Origin of the sequence: Actinomyces polynesiensis, assembly GCF_000820725.1 — a bacterium.
Lineage (GTDB): Bacteria > Actinomycetota > Actinomycetes > Actinomycetales > Actinomycetaceae > Pauljensenia > Pauljensenia polynesiensis.
In genome coordinates, this window is record NZ_CCXH01000191.1 from 1 (window position 1) to 14920 (window position 14920).

General features: G+C 66.7%; 13 protein-coding genes, 1 other RNA gene and 1 pseudogene. 8 read left to right on the forward strand and 7 right to left on the reverse strand.

The window, feature by feature from the left end; translation table 11 throughout:
* Window positions 1-407: 407 nt before the first annotated feature.
* Window positions 408-818: a DUF6188 family protein gene (locus TA90_RS16030; RefSeq protein WP_222704609.1), complete on the forward strand. Its 411-nt coding sequence runs from the start codon at window positions 408-410 to the stop codon at window positions 816-818.
* A gap of 91 nt (window positions 819-909) precedes the next feature.
* On the opposite strand, the gene TA90_RS08035 is transcribed toward TA90_RS16030, so the two are convergent.
* The 5 genes from TA90_RS08035 to TA90_RS08055 all read right to left on the reverse strand — a co-directional run bounded on the left by TA90_RS08035 (window position 910) and on the right by TA90_RS08055 (window position 5901).
* Window positions 910-1926, reverse strand: coding sequence for an IS1634 family transposase (locus TA90_RS08035; RefSeq protein ID WP_052450658.1), 1017 nt, complete (start codon window positions 1924-1926; stop codon window positions 910-912).
* Between the two features lie 98 nt (window positions 1927-2024).
* Window positions 2025-3014 (reverse strand): tyrosine-type recombinase/integrase, encoded by a 990-nt coding sequence (locus TA90_RS08040; protein ID WP_043535691.1) that lies wholly within the window; start codon window positions 3012-3014, stop codon window positions 2025-2027.
* Window positions 3011-3943, reverse strand: a complete 933-nt coding sequence (locus TA90_RS08045) for a tyrosine-type recombinase/integrase (RefSeq protein ID WP_043535692.1) — start codon at window positions 3941-3943, stop codon at window positions 3011-3013. Before TA90_RS08045 ends, TA90_RS08040 begins: the two co-directional genes overlap by 4 nt.
* Window positions 3940-5193: a tyrosine-type recombinase/integrase gene (locus tag TA90_RS13245; protein ID WP_231550704.1), complete on the reverse strand. Its 1254-nt coding sequence runs from the start codon at window positions 5191-5193 to the stop codon at window positions 3940-3942. Before TA90_RS13245 ends, TA90_RS08045 begins: the two co-directional genes overlap by 4 nt.
* Window positions 5194-5256: 63 nt before the next feature.
* Window positions 5257-5901 (reverse strand): hypothetical protein, encoded by a 645-nt coding sequence (locus tag TA90_RS08055; protein ID WP_147513430.1) that lies wholly within the window; start codon window positions 5899-5901, stop codon window positions 5257-5259.
* 635 nt (window positions 5902-6536) lie between these two features.
* Between TA90_RS08055 and TA90_RS08060 the strand changes: the two genes are divergently transcribed.
* Window positions 6537-6956, forward strand: a complete 420-nt coding sequence (locus TA90_RS08060; protein ID WP_043535693.1) for a hypothetical protein — start codon at window positions 6537-6539, stop codon at window positions 6954-6956.
* A gap of 92 nt (window positions 6957-7048) precedes the next feature.
* Here TA90_RS08060 and TA90_RS08065 read toward each other — a convergent pair whose 3' ends face one another.
* The gene (locus tag TA90_RS08065; RefSeq protein ID WP_043535694.1) at window positions 7049-7726 is read right to left on the reverse strand and encodes a response regulator transcription factor; all 678 of its coding nucleotides are present in this window, start codon (window positions 7724-7726) and stop codon (window positions 7049-7051) included.
* On the reverse strand, window positions 7723-8964 hold the full coding sequence (locus tag TA90_RS08070) for a sensor histidine kinase (RefSeq protein ID WP_043535695.1): 1242 nt from the start codon (window positions 8962-8964) through the stop codon (window positions 7723-7725). The genes TA90_RS08065 and TA90_RS08070 overlap by 4 nt, the downstream gene beginning before the upstream one ends.
* 324 nt (window positions 8965-9288) lie before the next feature.
* On the opposite strand from TA90_RS08070, the gene ffs reads away from it, so the two are divergent.
* From ffs to TA90_RS08095, 6 genes and pseudogenes are all read left to right on the forward strand, one after another.
* An RNA gene (gene ffs, locus TA90_RS13860) (signal recognition particle sRNA small type) lies at window positions 9289-9384 on the forward strand.
* Window positions 9385-9449: 65 nt separating this feature from the next.
* Window positions 9450-12503: a DNA polymerase III subunit gamma and tau gene (locus tag TA90_RS15565; RefSeq protein WP_043535696.1), complete on the forward strand. Its 3054-nt coding sequence runs from the start codon at window positions 9450-9452 to the stop codon at window positions 12501-12503.
* A gap of 2 nt (window positions 12504-12505) precedes the next feature.
* The gene (recR, locus tag TA90_RS08080; protein WP_043535697.1) at window positions 12506-13102 is read left to right on the forward strand and encodes a recombination mediator RecR; all 597 of its coding nucleotides are present in this window, start codon (window positions 12506-12508) and stop codon (window positions 13100-13102) included.
* Window positions 13103-13154: 52 nt separating this feature from the next.
* Window positions 13155-13817: a pentapeptide repeat-containing protein gene (locus TA90_RS08085; RefSeq protein WP_147513431.1), complete on the forward strand. Its 663-nt coding sequence runs from the start codon at window positions 13155-13157 to the stop codon at window positions 13815-13817.
* A 94-nt stretch (window positions 13818-13911) separates the two neighbouring features.
* Window positions 13912-14646 (forward strand): response regulator transcription factor, encoded by a 735-nt coding sequence (locus TA90_RS08090; protein WP_043535705.1) that lies wholly within the window; start codon window positions 13912-13914, stop codon window positions 14644-14646.
* Window positions 14643-14920, forward strand: a pseudogene (locus tag TA90_RS08095) (hypothetical protein); the annotation flags it as partial. The gene TA90_RS08090 and the pseudogene TA90_RS08095, both read left to right, overlap by 4 nt.

Below are 14920 nucleotides of genomic sequence, written 5' to 3' on the forward strand. Positions count from 1 at the left end.
ACAGCGGCCACGACCCCCACCCGGGCCGTAAGCACAAGGATCCCAAGCCGCGCAGTGAGACCAACTTCAGTCGATGTGCCGAGGAGCACGCGACCTGCGGGAGAGTCATCGCGCATGAGTAGACTATTCGTGGGTACGCCCCGCGGGACTCTGTACGACATCCCGAGAGGGTGGACTGGTCGTGTCGCGGACAACAGGAAGGGAATCGTGTTCCAGCGCTCGGGCGCGGTCGGGAATGCTGATCAGATTCGAATCATGGAGCCGAATTCTCAGTACCCGAACGGTTATGTGCGTGTGTACAACAGCGTGGGGAATGGACAGCCGATTGACGTGTATGGAAAACCCGGGCCAGCATTCTCAACACACATTGACCAGCGTTACCAAGGGCCTTGGCCCGGGTGGCCACAATGAGTACCGCACACAAGGACGGTGCGAGGTGGGTGCTTGAGACGTGCTCGGATCCGACAGTCTCGTTGGAGCTTGATTATGCGGTGAGCCTTCGAAGACGCGACGGCCTTGTCGTTCGAATTGAGCAGCCTCTAGTGCTGCGCACCGCTGACGGCGCTGAGGCGCTTATTGAGCCAAACGGGGATGTTGGAGCGTTGGCACCTCTGTTACAACTTGTCCGAGACGAGTTGGTGAGAGGGATCGTTGAGCCAGACGGACACCTCCTGCTGTCATTTGAGTCGGGATACTCGATTGTGGTTTCACCATCTGCCGCATTCGAGGCGTGGGAGGTCAGTGCGCCGGATGGGCTTCGGCTGGTGGCACTCCCTGGAGGAGGGGTCGCGGAATGGTGGCCCACTCGCCCGAGGTGAGCTTCCAGACGAGTCGACTGGGCTCTTGAGAGTCACTACAAGACAGGCAAGATCTGTGGTGTCGCGCCAGACCTGACTTCGTTCAAGTGGCTTAGCGACCAACTGGCGGTCTTGTCTCGATGTTGAGAGTGTCGAGGATTCGTCGTGTCGAGTCCGGGATCTCCGGTGGGAACTCGATGATCTGGTCGGATATGCGCACCTGACTGGAGCGCAGTGGTTCGAGAGCGTGGAGGATCCGGCGGATGGACAGGCCGGTTTGGTCTTGGAGGTCTCGGGCCACGGCGAGGGAAGCCATGACGCAGGTCAGGTGTGCTTCGATGCGTTCTTGTGAACGGAGGTAGATGGGTCGGGCGGCGAGATCACCCTTGGTCATGCGGAAGGAGCGTTCCACTTGGAAGAGGTCGTGATAGGCGGCGATGACTTGTTCTCCGGTCATGACGGTCTCAGGGATGTTCGTGACGTAGCCTTTGAAACCCAAGGCTTGGTGGGCGCGTTCGATCATCGCCTGGTTGACGGTGGGCTTGTCGCCAGCGAGAGTGACGAACCGGTCCTTCTTCATGCTCCGATGGCCTTCGGCGACCTCAGTGGCGCGTGCGACCTGGAGGCCCAAGGTGCGCTCCTCCCTTTTGGCCCGGGCGAACCGGTATTGGTAGACGACCCTGCGCTGGCGGGCTTTGGAGCCACGACCCATGGTGCGAGTGGTCTCGATGACTTGTCCGTCATCAGCATTGTTGCCGTGAGCAGTGAAGTAGTCCTCGAGGTCGTAGGGAGTCTTGGCACTCCTGGAACCGACGATGAAACGCAGGTGGTGACCTCCCGCGAGCTTTTCGTCCTCTAATGCGTTGAGGTTGTCAGCAGACAACAGTCCCGCATCCGCGACCACCACCAGGTCAGTGACGTCGGGGTGAGCGGCGAGATAGCGCTTGACGACCGGGACCAAGGTCAAGGTCTCGGCCTTGTTGCCGGGGAACATGTACACATCCAGGGGGAAACCACCGGCGTCGACGAGGAGACCAACCTGGATCTGGGGGTCCACACGGTGCTCCTTGGAGTGGCCCACCCGGCGCGGCTCAAGATCAATGGTCAGGCTGGACTCGTCGACCTCCACCTGAAAATGCAGAGTTTATGCCGACGTTGTGGTTATGCCGATGGTTGAGGGGAAGGTGCTGGTCGCGGCTTGATGGCCCTGCCGGATTGTCGGCATATTCAGAGAGTGTTGAGCCAGGTGAGGATGTCGGGGGCGGGTTTGTATGTTCCTGGTTCGGTGTCGGGTGGTCGGGTTCGGTCGATGGCGGCTTCCTTGATGGTCATGTCGGCGTGGAGGTAGGCATCGGTGGTGTGGGTGTGTTGGTGTCCGAGCCACAAGGCGATGACGGTGATGTCGACGCCGTGTTGGAGGAGGTTCATGGCGGCGGTGTGGCGCAGGGTGTGCATGGTGACGTGCTTGGTGGCGAGGCTGGGGCAGGATTGGGCGGCTGTGGCGACGTGGAGGCGTAGACGGTGTTCGAGCGCGTCTGGGGAGAGATGCATGCCGGCGGGCCCGCAGAAGAGGGCATCGCCGGGGCGAGTGGTGCGCTCTTGGAGGTAGGCCTTCATGACAGCGACAGTGGTGGGTGTCAGGGGTGTGGATCTGTGTTTTCGTCCCTTGCCGGTGCAGGTGACGTTCGCGCTGGCTTCGAGGTGGATGCTGGTGCAGGTCAGGGAGCGTAGTTCGCTGGTTCGCAGACCCGTTTGAATGCCGAAGACAAGGATTGCGTGGTCTCGCCGACCGGTCCACCGATCCCGGTTTGGGGCGTTGATGAGTGCGTCGGCTTCTTGTGCGGTGAGGTACTCGATGGTGGTGGTGGGGTGGCGTTTGGGTGGCAGGGCGAGGATCTGGGTGATGGTCCCTGCGTGTTCGAGCTGGTGTGGCAGTGCGTGGGTGAGGACGGCTCGGATTGCGCTGAGTCGAGCGTTGCGGGTGGATACCGAGTTGTGCCGCTGTGTTTCCAGGTAGTTGAGGAATGCGGTGACGGACTCGACGGTGACGTCGGGTAGGTCGATGCGGTCTGCGCTGGTCTTGCGCCGATCAGCCAAGTAGGTCAGGAAGATCCGCCAGGTGTCGCGGTAGGAGCTGATCGTGTGCGCTGAGAGGGCTCGTTGGGTGCAGGCGAAGTCGGTGAAGTAGGTCTGGAGGTGCACGGCGAGGGTGTTCATGATGCTTCTCCTTGGCCGGTGGTGGGTTCGAGCCTGCGGGCGGCGGCTGCGAGGAGTTCGGGGACGGCTTCGATGTACCAGTAGGTGTGTTCGATGTGGGTGTGTCCCAGCCAGGTCGCCAGCAACGCGATGACCTGGGGTGGGTTGCCTGAGTGGTAGGCAGCGATCATGTGCCTGGTGGCGAACGTGTGGCGAAAGTCGTGCAGGCGTGGGGTGAGCTGGCCCGCAACGTGCAGGTCGATGGCCTGTGTGAGCTTGCGGAAGTGTCCCTCGATGGTTGCGGTAGCAAACCCGGTGCCGGATCTGTTGACGAAGATCGGCCCGTCTGCACTCGGGGTGGTGTGCATGCGTTCGGGGGAGGCGAGGTAGTCCGTCAGGGCGTGGGTGAGCGTGTCGTGGAGGGGGACGAGGCGGTCGAGTTGAGTTTTCCTTCCTCGGACCAGCACGACGTTCGTGTGCGTGTCGAAGTCGGGGACCGTGAGGTTCAGGGCCTCTCCGATGCGCACTCCGGTGGCTGCCAGGAATGCGATGATCATCCGCATCGTGAGTGCCACGCGCGCATTCGTGAACACTGTGGGGCAGGCGCCCAGGAGATCGTCGAGGTTGTCTTGGGTGTAGATGAAGGGGGTGCGCCTCGTTGTCCCGCCCGGCAGGATCCGCGCCGGGATGACGGGAATGTCCTTGCCGCGGGCGTTGAGCCACGCAGCGAAGGGACGGACTGCGGTGAGGCGCTGGGACCACCAGATGGGAGCGCCTTCAGGGCGGTCCCGGGCCCAGATGACGGCGTCTTCCACTGTGAACGTCTCCGTCTTGTCCTGCTGAGAGAGCCAGTCGGTGAAGGAGCGCAGGAGGTACTCCACGGTCTTCAGGTCGAAACCCAGGGCCCGTCGCTGTGCGAGGTAGAGATCGCGCTCGTCGGCGAGGCTCATCCTGGCAGCCTCCCCAACTCCACCGTCAGCGCCCGAAGGGAGATCAAGTCGGTGCGAGCGTAGACGCGCGTGGATGAGGAGTGCTGGTGTCCGAGCAGTTCCTGGGCTTCCAAGAGTGTCCCGCCATCGCGTAGCACGTTCGTGCCAGCCGTGTGACGGAGCCGGTGAGCGCGAATCGGGGGTAGGCCCGCGTCCTGCGCTCGGTGTTTGACGATGTCGGAGATCCCTGCCGCGCTCAGCTCCCCAGCAGGGGTGCGCACACGAACGAAAACAGTGTGTCCCGGCGAGTCAGGTCGGACCTTCAACCAGTCCACGACACTTGTGCCGACATCGATGGGGACAGGCAGGACAAGCCTGCGACCTTTGCCCACCACCTGAAGTCGACCCGCGTCCCAATCGATGTCGTCAAGACTGAGACGCGCGGTCTCCCCGGCGCGAAGCCCAAGCCTGTACAACACGGTGATCACCGCCCGGTCACGCATCCCCACGGTGGTCTGGAGGCTGCAAGCCCCAAGAATCGCTTCGACTTCCTCCAGTGACAGCGCTTTCGGCACAGTTGCGCGCGTGGCTGTGTGACGCAAGACTCCCCCGCGCAGGTCCAAGTCAACCCTGCCCGTCGCCAGCGCCCAGCGCATCAAGGACCTGATCGCATCAACGATGCCTGTCCCAGATGCCTGCGACAAGCCAAGGGAGCGTTCCACGATGAAACTGTTGAGGACCTCAACATCACAGGCATCCCAACAGATCCGCCCACCGATGATGGGCAGGGACTCAAGAAGTGGTGTCACCCAGGCGCGGCGAACGCGCACGCATGCCGGCGTGATCGCGCGCATCTGCTCCTGCCAAGAGCCCCACGCATCCAGCTCCGCCTCCACCACCGGATCAGACTCCACCACCCCAGCCCCATCGGGAGGACGCCGTCGCTTCAATGGGGCCACCGCATCTGCCACCAGCCCCTGCCCCATCAAGAAACGTCGAACCGCTGGCATACGCTGACTGACGATCACGTGACCACACACGCCGCAGCCGTAACTGTCCTCAAACGCGTCGAGAATCACGACACGAAGATTCTCCAGTCCCACATCCTCCTGGAGCATCCAAGCGCTCAGTCCCCGTGCCACCGCCAACGTCTGCACTCGAGTCGAGGCGGCATACCCCTGCGCCTCCAGCCAGATGGGAAGCCGCCCAACGATCAGGTCCGCCAGTGGACCACACACCTGCTCCGGCATCACTCTCAACACCACAACCACCTCCAAGACATCGAAATCCTTGGAGACAACACTCCCCGTAATGCCGACAATCCGGCAGGGCCATCAAGCCGCGACCAGCACCTTCCCCTCAACCATCGGCATAACCACAACGTCGGCATAAACCCTGATATGCCGATATCGGCATATGAGAGTCGTGGAGTCATACATGACAAGGGTGAGTGGCCCGCCCCGACTGGCGTGTGTGAAGCAGGCTTGGGCGAGCTGTTCACGGTACTCACGCGTGTTGACGCGCTGAAGCATCCGGTAGATCGTCGAGGCTGACGGGGCAGTGACACCGAGCCTGCCCAAAACGCGGATCGCATCCACTTTCGACGTCGGCTCCACGATCCTGGCCAGCACGATCTTCATGAACACGTCGTCATGGAGCTCCTCGAAGCCGAGCCTGCGATAGGAGTCCGTGAGCACCCCCCACAAGATGCGGGCCGGATGCCCCACCACCACGCCACTGGACTGGGCCGACACCACAGGCCTGCCCCGCGACGCCTGCCTTCCAGTACTCGCCAGCGGCCTCGTCCAGTCGGCGACCGCATTCATCGACGCCGATCGCGCCAGCTCTCCCAGTTCGAAGGCCTGCTGATCCGGATGAACAAGCCGATCAGCACGCTCCAGCAGGATCGCCAAGTCCGCGTCCGTGTGCGCTGAGCCCACATGAGTGCGCGAGACCACCTTCGATCCGGCCTTCTCCACGACCTGGACCGTTACCGCCCCAGATGCCGAGCGGCCCCGCACCACGAAACGGCTCACTCAACCAGCCTACCGGCCGATGCACCCCATTTATTAGCGACCAGACCAGGGCCATAAGAAACACAAAACCACAGCTCACACCCACTTACGCCACCGTAAGCCACTCACCAGTGACCAAACTCAGGCCAGAGGATCGGCACCGTCGGAGATGGTGGTCGACGTGGGTGACACGCACACTCGCATGGTGTTCTACAACCTGTAGAACACGGGTTGGGGCGCGTTTGAGTCTAGGAGTGCAACGTCTGGAATGATCGTCGAGTCCCTTGCGGATGGCTCCCAGAGGTATTCCTGTACGGACATCAGGGTGGTGCCTAACTTCGGTCGCCTCGGGTTCGATGTGGTGATCCGGGCTCGGTACTGGGTATTCGCTCGGTGCTGAGTGACGATGGGTTCGTTCAGCGTTTGGCCGACAACAAGTCCGGCTATCTGTTCAGCAAGGGTCTACGTGAGGAGGTTCGCATCATGAGGCGACGTGGTGGTTGGGAAGTCAGGATCAAGAACCAGGCGGGGAACTACCTTGATGAGTTCGGGAACGTGAGTTCATTGGGCCTTGCTCACAACATTGAGGTGTTTTCGAGATGAGGATTGACACTGTCGAGGGCATCAGTCAGTGGTTGGGGCAGTCGGGGAACTTGTTTGAAGCATTGATGGATGAGGTGTCCTTGGTCCACTTTGGATATTCAGCGCGTGTGGCGTTCAGTATTGTCGTGGACCTGGACGGGATTCCGTTGAAGGAGTATCGGAGTGTTGTGTTCGATCTTGAGGGTGTTCAGCACCTCATGGTCAACGGTGGGCTGAATCCCTACATGTTGGAGCACCCTGAGGAGATCAACTGGGGACTGAGCGAGGTGGCGCGGGTCAGGGTCACGCCCAGCGAGACGGGCGTGAAGTTCGAGGCAATCTGGGAGGATGAGCGGAGGGTCGAGGTTGACTGTCATCGCGCCGCCTTGACCGTGCCGGAGGAGTTGAGCCGCGGGTTGAGTCTCGGGCTCGCCTGAGATCCGCGTCTCAGGCTGCCTCGCGAGCCTGACGCTCGGCAGGGGTCGCCCTCGTGGATCGGAAGCGCACCGACAGGGACAGGGTCGCAGCGTCAGTCCATACCATCGGGCGCAGTGAGGCCCGCCGAGGCCGCCCGGAGAACGAGGTCAGTGCGTGAGGGGCATCCGGTGCGGTGGAGAACCTGGGTCGAGTATCCGCGAGCCGTCCCATGCGTGACGTGAAGCTGCCGGGAGATCTGCTTGTCGGACATGGCGCGCGACATCAGGTCGAAGACCTCACGCAGGCGGGGCGGCAGTGACTCGACAGTCGACTTGAGAACCCGGTCTTCGCAGTGGTGGAGGGTATGCGTCCGGTAGAACTCCGCGAGCATCGCTGTGGGGCGCGGCCCCATCACGAAGGCGCCCGCAGCTGCGTCGTGCAGGCGTGCCACGACCTCGTCCATGGGCATGTCCTTGGTGAGGAACCCTCGTGCTCCGGCGGCCAGCGACTCTTCGAGGAAGCCATCCCGGGCGAAGGCGGTCAGCATGACGACGGTGACGTCCGGCCGCGAGCTCGCGAGCGCCCGAGCGGCGCCGATCCCGTCCAGTGAGGGCATCTCCACGTCGATGACGGCAAGGTCCACATCGTGGCCCGAGATGCCTCTGAGGAGAGCTTCGCCATCACCAACAGCGGTGAGCACGTCGATGTCATCATGTTGCTGGAGCGCTGCCGCCAGCCCATGGCGGAACACCGGGTCGTCGTCGACGATGATGACGCGAAGTGCTGTCATGAGTTCTCCACTGTGAGAGGGGGCCCGGAAGGTGGAAGGCGAAGTGTCCCCGGAATGGCCGCCTGTGCCTGGTCACTCGGGATCTCTGCGGCCAGCACCCACATGTCGGTCGCGGTGCCGAATCGCAGTCGGCCACCGGCCCGCTCCAGGCGCTCGGAGAGGTTCACCAGACCCAGGCCTCCGGACAAGGGACCCGGGCCAGGGGAGACACGGTTGTCCACGGCATTGGTCATGATCGCGCGGGCCTCGCCACTGTCCAGCACCTCCAAGGAGAGGTGCACGGAGGAATCGGTTCGCGCGTACTTCACCGCATTCGTGGCTCCTTCGCGCACGACCACGGACAGGAGGACCAACTGCCCTTGGGTGCACGCGGCGAGGAACGTGTCCGGAATCTCGGCATCAAGGGTGATGCGGCGCCCAGCGAGCATCGCCCTGCACGACTCCACCACTTCGTCGAGGGACTGCTCGCGTGCTCGGTCGGTCCCAGCCCCCTCCGACATGAGGTGCCGGAGGTTGGTCATCGCCTCACGGGCTGCGGTCTCGATTGACAGCATGTCGGCGTTGGCTGCAGGCGCAGTCGACTGCTTCGCGGCTCCGTTCGCGGTGGTGATGATCCTCACGAGGTCCGTGGCAATCGAGTCGTGGAGGGCGACGACCATCTCACGGCGTGCCCGAGCGCCGGCTTCCAGACTGGCGCGCTCCGCCTCCTCTGTCCGTGAACGGAGCTCGATCACGTGGCGGTCAAGCCTCTGGATACCGAGACCCGTCAGGATCGCTGCCGTCCCACCCAATGCAAGGCCGATCGCATCGGCCTGCCAGTTGCCGGAGGCATGCATCTGGGCGGCCTCGACCACCGTGAGCTGCACTGCGGCAGGAAGGTACCATCGGCGAGAGACCCAGTCCGCGGTCACCACATACGCTCCGATCACGAGGATCGAGAGCTGCGCATCGAGCGACGGCACCGAGACGGCGATCGCGGTGATCACCGCAAACGCGGTCCCTCCCACATCGGGGAGCCAGCCGGCCAGCGCGAGTGCAAGGCTGCTGGCCAAAGCCCACAGGGTGAGCTGCAGGGGCTGAGCCGACTCGGGCACGGCAGACATGAGTTCAACAATGAGGAGGACGAGTGCGAGGGTGCCGAAAACGGACCGACGCCCGACCCTGGGGTCCCGGTGCTCAACAGCTCCGAGAGGTCCCGCGATCCGCGACCTCTTGACCCCGATCAACTCGCTGAGCATTGGGGGAGGCTCGGAAAGAGCTTGCAGACCCACGGCACTCCGGTGACGATCGCGCCTTGCATGACGTCGGAGGCATCGCTCCCCGGAGCGGGCGGCGACCCGCCGGGATCGGCCTGGAACCCGCCCACTGACGCTGTCACGGCGATGCCGAACGCAGCAAACGTTCTCACGATTCTCATCACGACCACTCTCCACCGGCAGCAGGATGGGATGACTGCCCTCACAGGAATGATCCCGAATCGTATCGCCGCACGACCGGCCTTGGGCGCTCCCCGGCGCGCCCGGTCGGATCGCGATCGGATCGGTGGGATGTGTAGACTGGACGCCGATCCTCCGCGTGACGGTATCGCCCGAACCTCCCCAGGGCCGGAAGGCAGCAAGGATAAGGACGCTCTGCCGGGTGCGCGGAGGATCCTCAATTCAGCCGCTTGTGGACGGGGCACCCGGTCGGTGCAAATGCCCACGGGTGCCCGTAAGGTTCGAGTGTGACGACAGCTCTCTACCGCAGGTACCGCCCCGACACCTTCGATGAGGTGATCGGGCAGGACCATGTGACCGAACCCCTGCGTGCGGCACTGCGCGCGAACCGCGTCACCCACGCCTACCTCTTCTCCGGTCCCCGGGGCTGCGGCAAGACCACCTCGGCTCGCATCCTCGCGCGCTGTCTGAACTGCGCGGAGGGCCCCACCGACACCCCGTGTGGGCACTGCGACTCCTGTCGGGAACTGGCCACGGGCGGCCCCGGTTCCCTCGACGTCGTCGAGATCGACGCCGCCTCACACGGCGGTGTCGACGATGCCCGCGACCTGCGGGAGCGCGCCACCTTCGCCCCGGTGCGGGACCGGTACAAGGTCTTCATCATCGACGAGGCCCACATGGTGACCACCCAGGGCTTCAACGCCCTGCTGAAGTTGGTGGAGGAGCCGCCCGAGCACGTGAAGTTCGTCTTCGCCACGACCGAGCCCGAGCGTGTCATCGGCACGATCAGGTCCCGCACCCATCACTACCCCTTCCGCCTCGTCCCCCCGGACGTCCTCGAGCCCTACCTCCAGAAGCTCTGCGACGAGGAGTCCATCACGGTGGGTGAGGGCGTGCTCGGACTGGTCGTGCGCGCCGGTGGTGGGTCGGTGCGTGACACGCTCTCCGTCCTCGACCAGCTCATGGCGGGCTCCCCTGATGGGACCCTCGACTACCACCGGGCGGTCGCCCTGCTGGGCTACACGGACTCCGCACTGCTCGACCAGACCGTCGACGCGTTGGCCGGTGGGGACGGGGCCGCGGTGTACCGCGTCGTGGAGCGCATGGTCGAGTCCGGTCACGACCCGCGCCGCTTCGTGGAGGACCTGCTCCAGCGCCTGCGTGACCTCCTCATCATCGCGGTCGCCGGGGACGGAGCGGTCGACGTCCTTTCCGGGACGCCCACGGACCAGTTGGAGCGCATGCAGGTCCAGGCGCGCAACTGGGGACCCCGGCAGCTCTCCCGGGCCGCGGACCTCACCGACGTGGCGCTGCGTGCCATGACGGGGGCGACCTCACCGCGCCTGCAGCTCGAGCTGCTGCTCGGACGGATCCTCGTCCCGCCCGCTGCCGCAGCGGCCCCGGCAGCATTTGCTGGAGATCCGGTTCCGGGCACCGTCGGCATGGTCGGGGGAGGGGCGCCCCAGGAGCACGGTGGTGCTCCGGTGGATCACCGGGGCGGGGGATACGGTCCGGCCCAGGCCAAGGCGGACTACCGGCGCAGGAACCACGGCGACGTCGGGCCCGGGCAGGACTCCGGTGCCCGGGGCGGGCGTGGGCGCCCGACCACGACAACGGCACCGGCCGCAGCCGCAGGCACACCGAACGCCGCAGGCACACCGAACGCCGCAGACACCGGCCGCGAACGCGCCGGGCGGGTCCCGGAGCCCGACCGCACCCAGCCACCGGCAGGTCCGGGTGGATGGACCGAGGAGGTCGCCATCGCCGGGGCACCGCGCTCCGGGGAGCTGACCGCACAGCAGGACACCCGCACCCCGGAACAGTCGTCCACCGCGACGCCGCACTCCGGTGCGCCGACCGCACGAGAGGACGCCCGCACACCGGTGCGGGCAGCCACGGCGACGCCGCACACGACCCCCGCCGACGCGACCCCGGTCGACACCAGCACCGCGGGCAGCGACGCCGCGGCCGGTACTGGTCCTGCGGCTGGGGCCGCATCTGTGCCCGCACCGGTTCCTCCCGCCTCCACCGGCCCCGCCACCCCCTCCCCGTCGAGGACCGAGGGAGCGGGACGCGACGCGGACATGCTGCGGCAGCGGTGGACCGAGGTCGTCGAACGGCTCGCTCCCATCAGCAGGGCGACTTGGGCCCTGGTCCAGAACAATGCCCAGCTCGGTGGGGTGGACGGGTCGGTGGCTGTCATCGTCTTCCCCACGGAGGGACTCCTCGGAGCGTTCGCCCACGGCAATCGTGGGGCCGACGTGGAGAAGGCCATCCACGAGGTCACTGGCCTGGAACTCAGCGTGCGCGCCGAGGTCGCCCAGTCCGCCGGCGGCCCGAGCGTCACGACCCCCAACGCCATCGCCCCCGCCGCCGTGGCTCCCACCGCCACGGGCCCCGTCGTCACGGACCCCGGTGCCACCGCCCGCGGAGACGACGGGTCCGGTCCCGGGGCACCCGGGACCGACACACCCGCTGCTCCCGCGTCCAGCCCTGCGGCACCCGGTGCCCCCACCTCCACAGTCACGGAAGCCGTCCCTGACGAACCGCAGGGCGGGTCCCGCCAGGGGCCCGGGGGTGCCCGGGCCTCGTCCCCGTCCACCTGGGGTGGCCCCGCGCCCGAGTCCGGGGACGCCGCCCCGTCGTCACTGGGTTCCCGCCACGACGCGAACCTGCGCGAGGACTCCGCACCTGTCGGGTCCCCCGTCGGCAGCCCCGAGGCAACCGGTGGACACCGTCAGACATCAGGTGGGCGCCCGGAGGAACCCCGTGGACGGGGAGAGTCCCCGCAGGCAACGTCTCCCGTCGCGGCCAGCGGCTGGGGCCTGGTGGCCGTGCCGGGCTCAGGCGCCCAGCCAGGTGCGACTCCCGCTCCCGCCCCCGGACCCGCCCTCGCCCAGGTCCCCGGGACCTCACCCGAGGTCCCTGCCTTCGACGACGACCTCGACGACCCCTCCGGGGACTCCCTCACGGAGTCGGACTCCGGCGGATCCGGCTGGTCGGAGACCATCGCAGCGATCCCCGGTGGCGTCAACGAGCCGGCCTTCGAGGACGACGCGTTCGACGACGCCCCGCCCGACGACGGGCCGGAGGGGGCGGGAGCGCCCGCGTCATGCAGGTGGGACCGCCCCGACACGCAGCAGGCCCCGGAGCGGGACGGCGCAGAGGTGGCCACCCCACCGGTGGGGCGGGGCCCCGTCGTCGCCGCCTCCCAGGACGACAGCGCCAGCGTGGACGATGCGGACGTGGAGTCCACCACGAACGCCGGTCTGCCCGCCGTCCTGGAGATCCTCGGTGGCACCGTCATCGAGGAGACGGTCGATGACGGGAAGGACTGGTGAGCGTGTTCGACGGAGCCATCCAGAACCTCATCGACGAACTCGGGGCCCTGCCAGGGGTCGGCCCGAAGTCCGCACAGCGCATGGCGCTGCACCTGGTGGCCGCCGAACCCGAGGACGTCACACGCCTCGTCGAGGCCATCCAGGCCGTGCGCGCGCGGGTGAGGCACTGCGAGATCTGCGGCAACCTCACCGAGTCGGAGACCTGCTCGATCTGCCGTGACGCCACTCGCGACCCCTCCGTCATCTGCGTGGTGGAGGACGCCAAGGACATCCAGTCCGTGGAGAACGCCCGGGTCTTCCGGGGTCGGTACCACGTGCTGGGCGGGGCGATCGACCCCATCCACGGGATCGGTCCCGACCAGCTGCGCATCCGGCAGCTGCTCACGCGCCTCCAGGACGGGCAGGTCACCGAGATCATCATCGCCACCAACCCCAACATCGAGGGGGAGGCCACGGCCTCCTACCTGGCGCGCACACTGCGCACCATCGGGGTGGAGACCTCCCGTCTCGCCATGGGCCTGCCCGTGGGGGGCGACCTGGAGTACGCCGACTCCGTGACGCTCGGACGCGCCATGGAGGGACGCCGCTCGATGGCCTGAGGGCGCGGGCGTCCCCGGACCGGACCGCGACACCCGAGGGGAGGAACAGGCGATGACAGTGACCCCAGGACCGCGACACCCGGACGTGCGGACCCCGGAGCTGCACGGCCTCGTCCCCGGAACGGCCGGGGACCTGGACGCGTGGGCGGACGCGGAGGGACTCTCCCTGCGCGACACCGACCTCGACGGGCGCGACCTCGAGGGGCTCGGCCTGTCGGAGTGCGAACTCCTGGGCGTGCGCGCCGGTGAGCTCACCATGCCGGGCTCCCGCCTCACCGAGGTCCACCTGCTGCGCGTCGAGGTCGCTGCCTGGACCGCGCCGCGCGGCGGGCTCACCTGCGTGGAGGTCGAGGCCTCACGCATCGGTGCGCTGGACCTCCACGAGTGCGAGGTCCGGGATCTCGCCGTCACGGACAGCCGGCTCGACTGGGTCAACCTGCGCGGGGCGCGGCTCCGGGACGTCCTCGTGCGGGGGTGCCACCTCGGGGAGCTGGACCTGGGGGCGGCCACGCTCGAGCGTGTCGCCTTCGAGGACTGCACGGTCGACACCCTGCGGGTGGGGCGCGCGCGGATGCGGGACGTCGACCTGCGCGGGCTCCGGTTGGGTGCGGTGCACGGGCTGGAGGGCCTCGCCGGTGCCTGGGTGGACCGGGGACAGGTGCTGGCCCTGGCGGAGGACCTGGCAGCCCACGTGGGCCTGCACATCGGGGACTGACGGCACGTCGGTGACAGTGGCCGCGGCCACATCCCGCAGGAATGCACAGGTGCGACACAGCCCGATCACCCCCGCGCGATGGGACAATGCCCACGTGACCGACACCGCCCCCACCTTCGTCCGCCCCGACGGCTCACCCGCCCACATCCTCGTCGTCGACGACGAGGAGGTCCTCGCCGAGCTCCTCGCCGCCGCACTGCGTCACCGTGGGTGGGAGGTCCGCACCGCCTCCGACGGATGGCAGGCCCTGGACGTGGCCAGGGACTTCGACCCGGATGTCGTGGTCCTCGACATCCAGATGCCCGGCCTGGACGGCATGGAGACGCTGGAGCGTCTGCGCAAGACCGCGCCCCGCCTCCCCGTCCTCTTCCTGACGGCCCGTGACGCCGTCGCCGACCGGGTCGCCGGGCTGCGCGCGGGTGCCGACGACTACGTGACCAAGCCCTTCGACCTCGACGAGGTCAGCGCCCGCATCGACGCCCTGCTGCGCCGCTCGGGCATGAGCAGCCTGACCGCGCCGCACGTCATCACGGTCGGGGACCTCCAACTGGACGAGGACTCCCACGACGTCTCCCGCGCCGGGGAGGCCATCACCCTGACCAACACGGAGTTCGAGCTCCTGCGCTACCTCATGGAGAACCCGAACACGGTCCTGTCCAAGTCGCAGATCCTCGACCGCGTGTGGTCCTACGACTTCGGCGGGCAGGCGAACGTCGTCGAGCTCTACGTCTCCTACCTGCGCAAGAAGATCGAGTCCGGCCGCACGCCCATGATCCACACGATCCGTGGGGCCGGATACATCCTGCGTCCCGGGGAGGACGTCCGGTGACCCCACAGGGCACACCCCCCGCAGCCCCACGGCGTCGGAGGTCCCTGTCCTGGAGGGCCAGCGCCTTCGTCGCCCTCGTCGTCACGGTCGCCCTGCTCGTGATGGTCGCCGCCTCCGGGTTCGCCATGCGCCAGTGGATGACGGGCCAGATCGACGCGGACCTCCAGGCCAGGCTCCACCGGGCGTCCTCCCAGACCGGGCTCCGGGGGCCGGGGTCCCGTCCCCTCACCGGACAGTGGCACCGCCCAGAGGGGGGACAGTCCTCTCCGCCTCA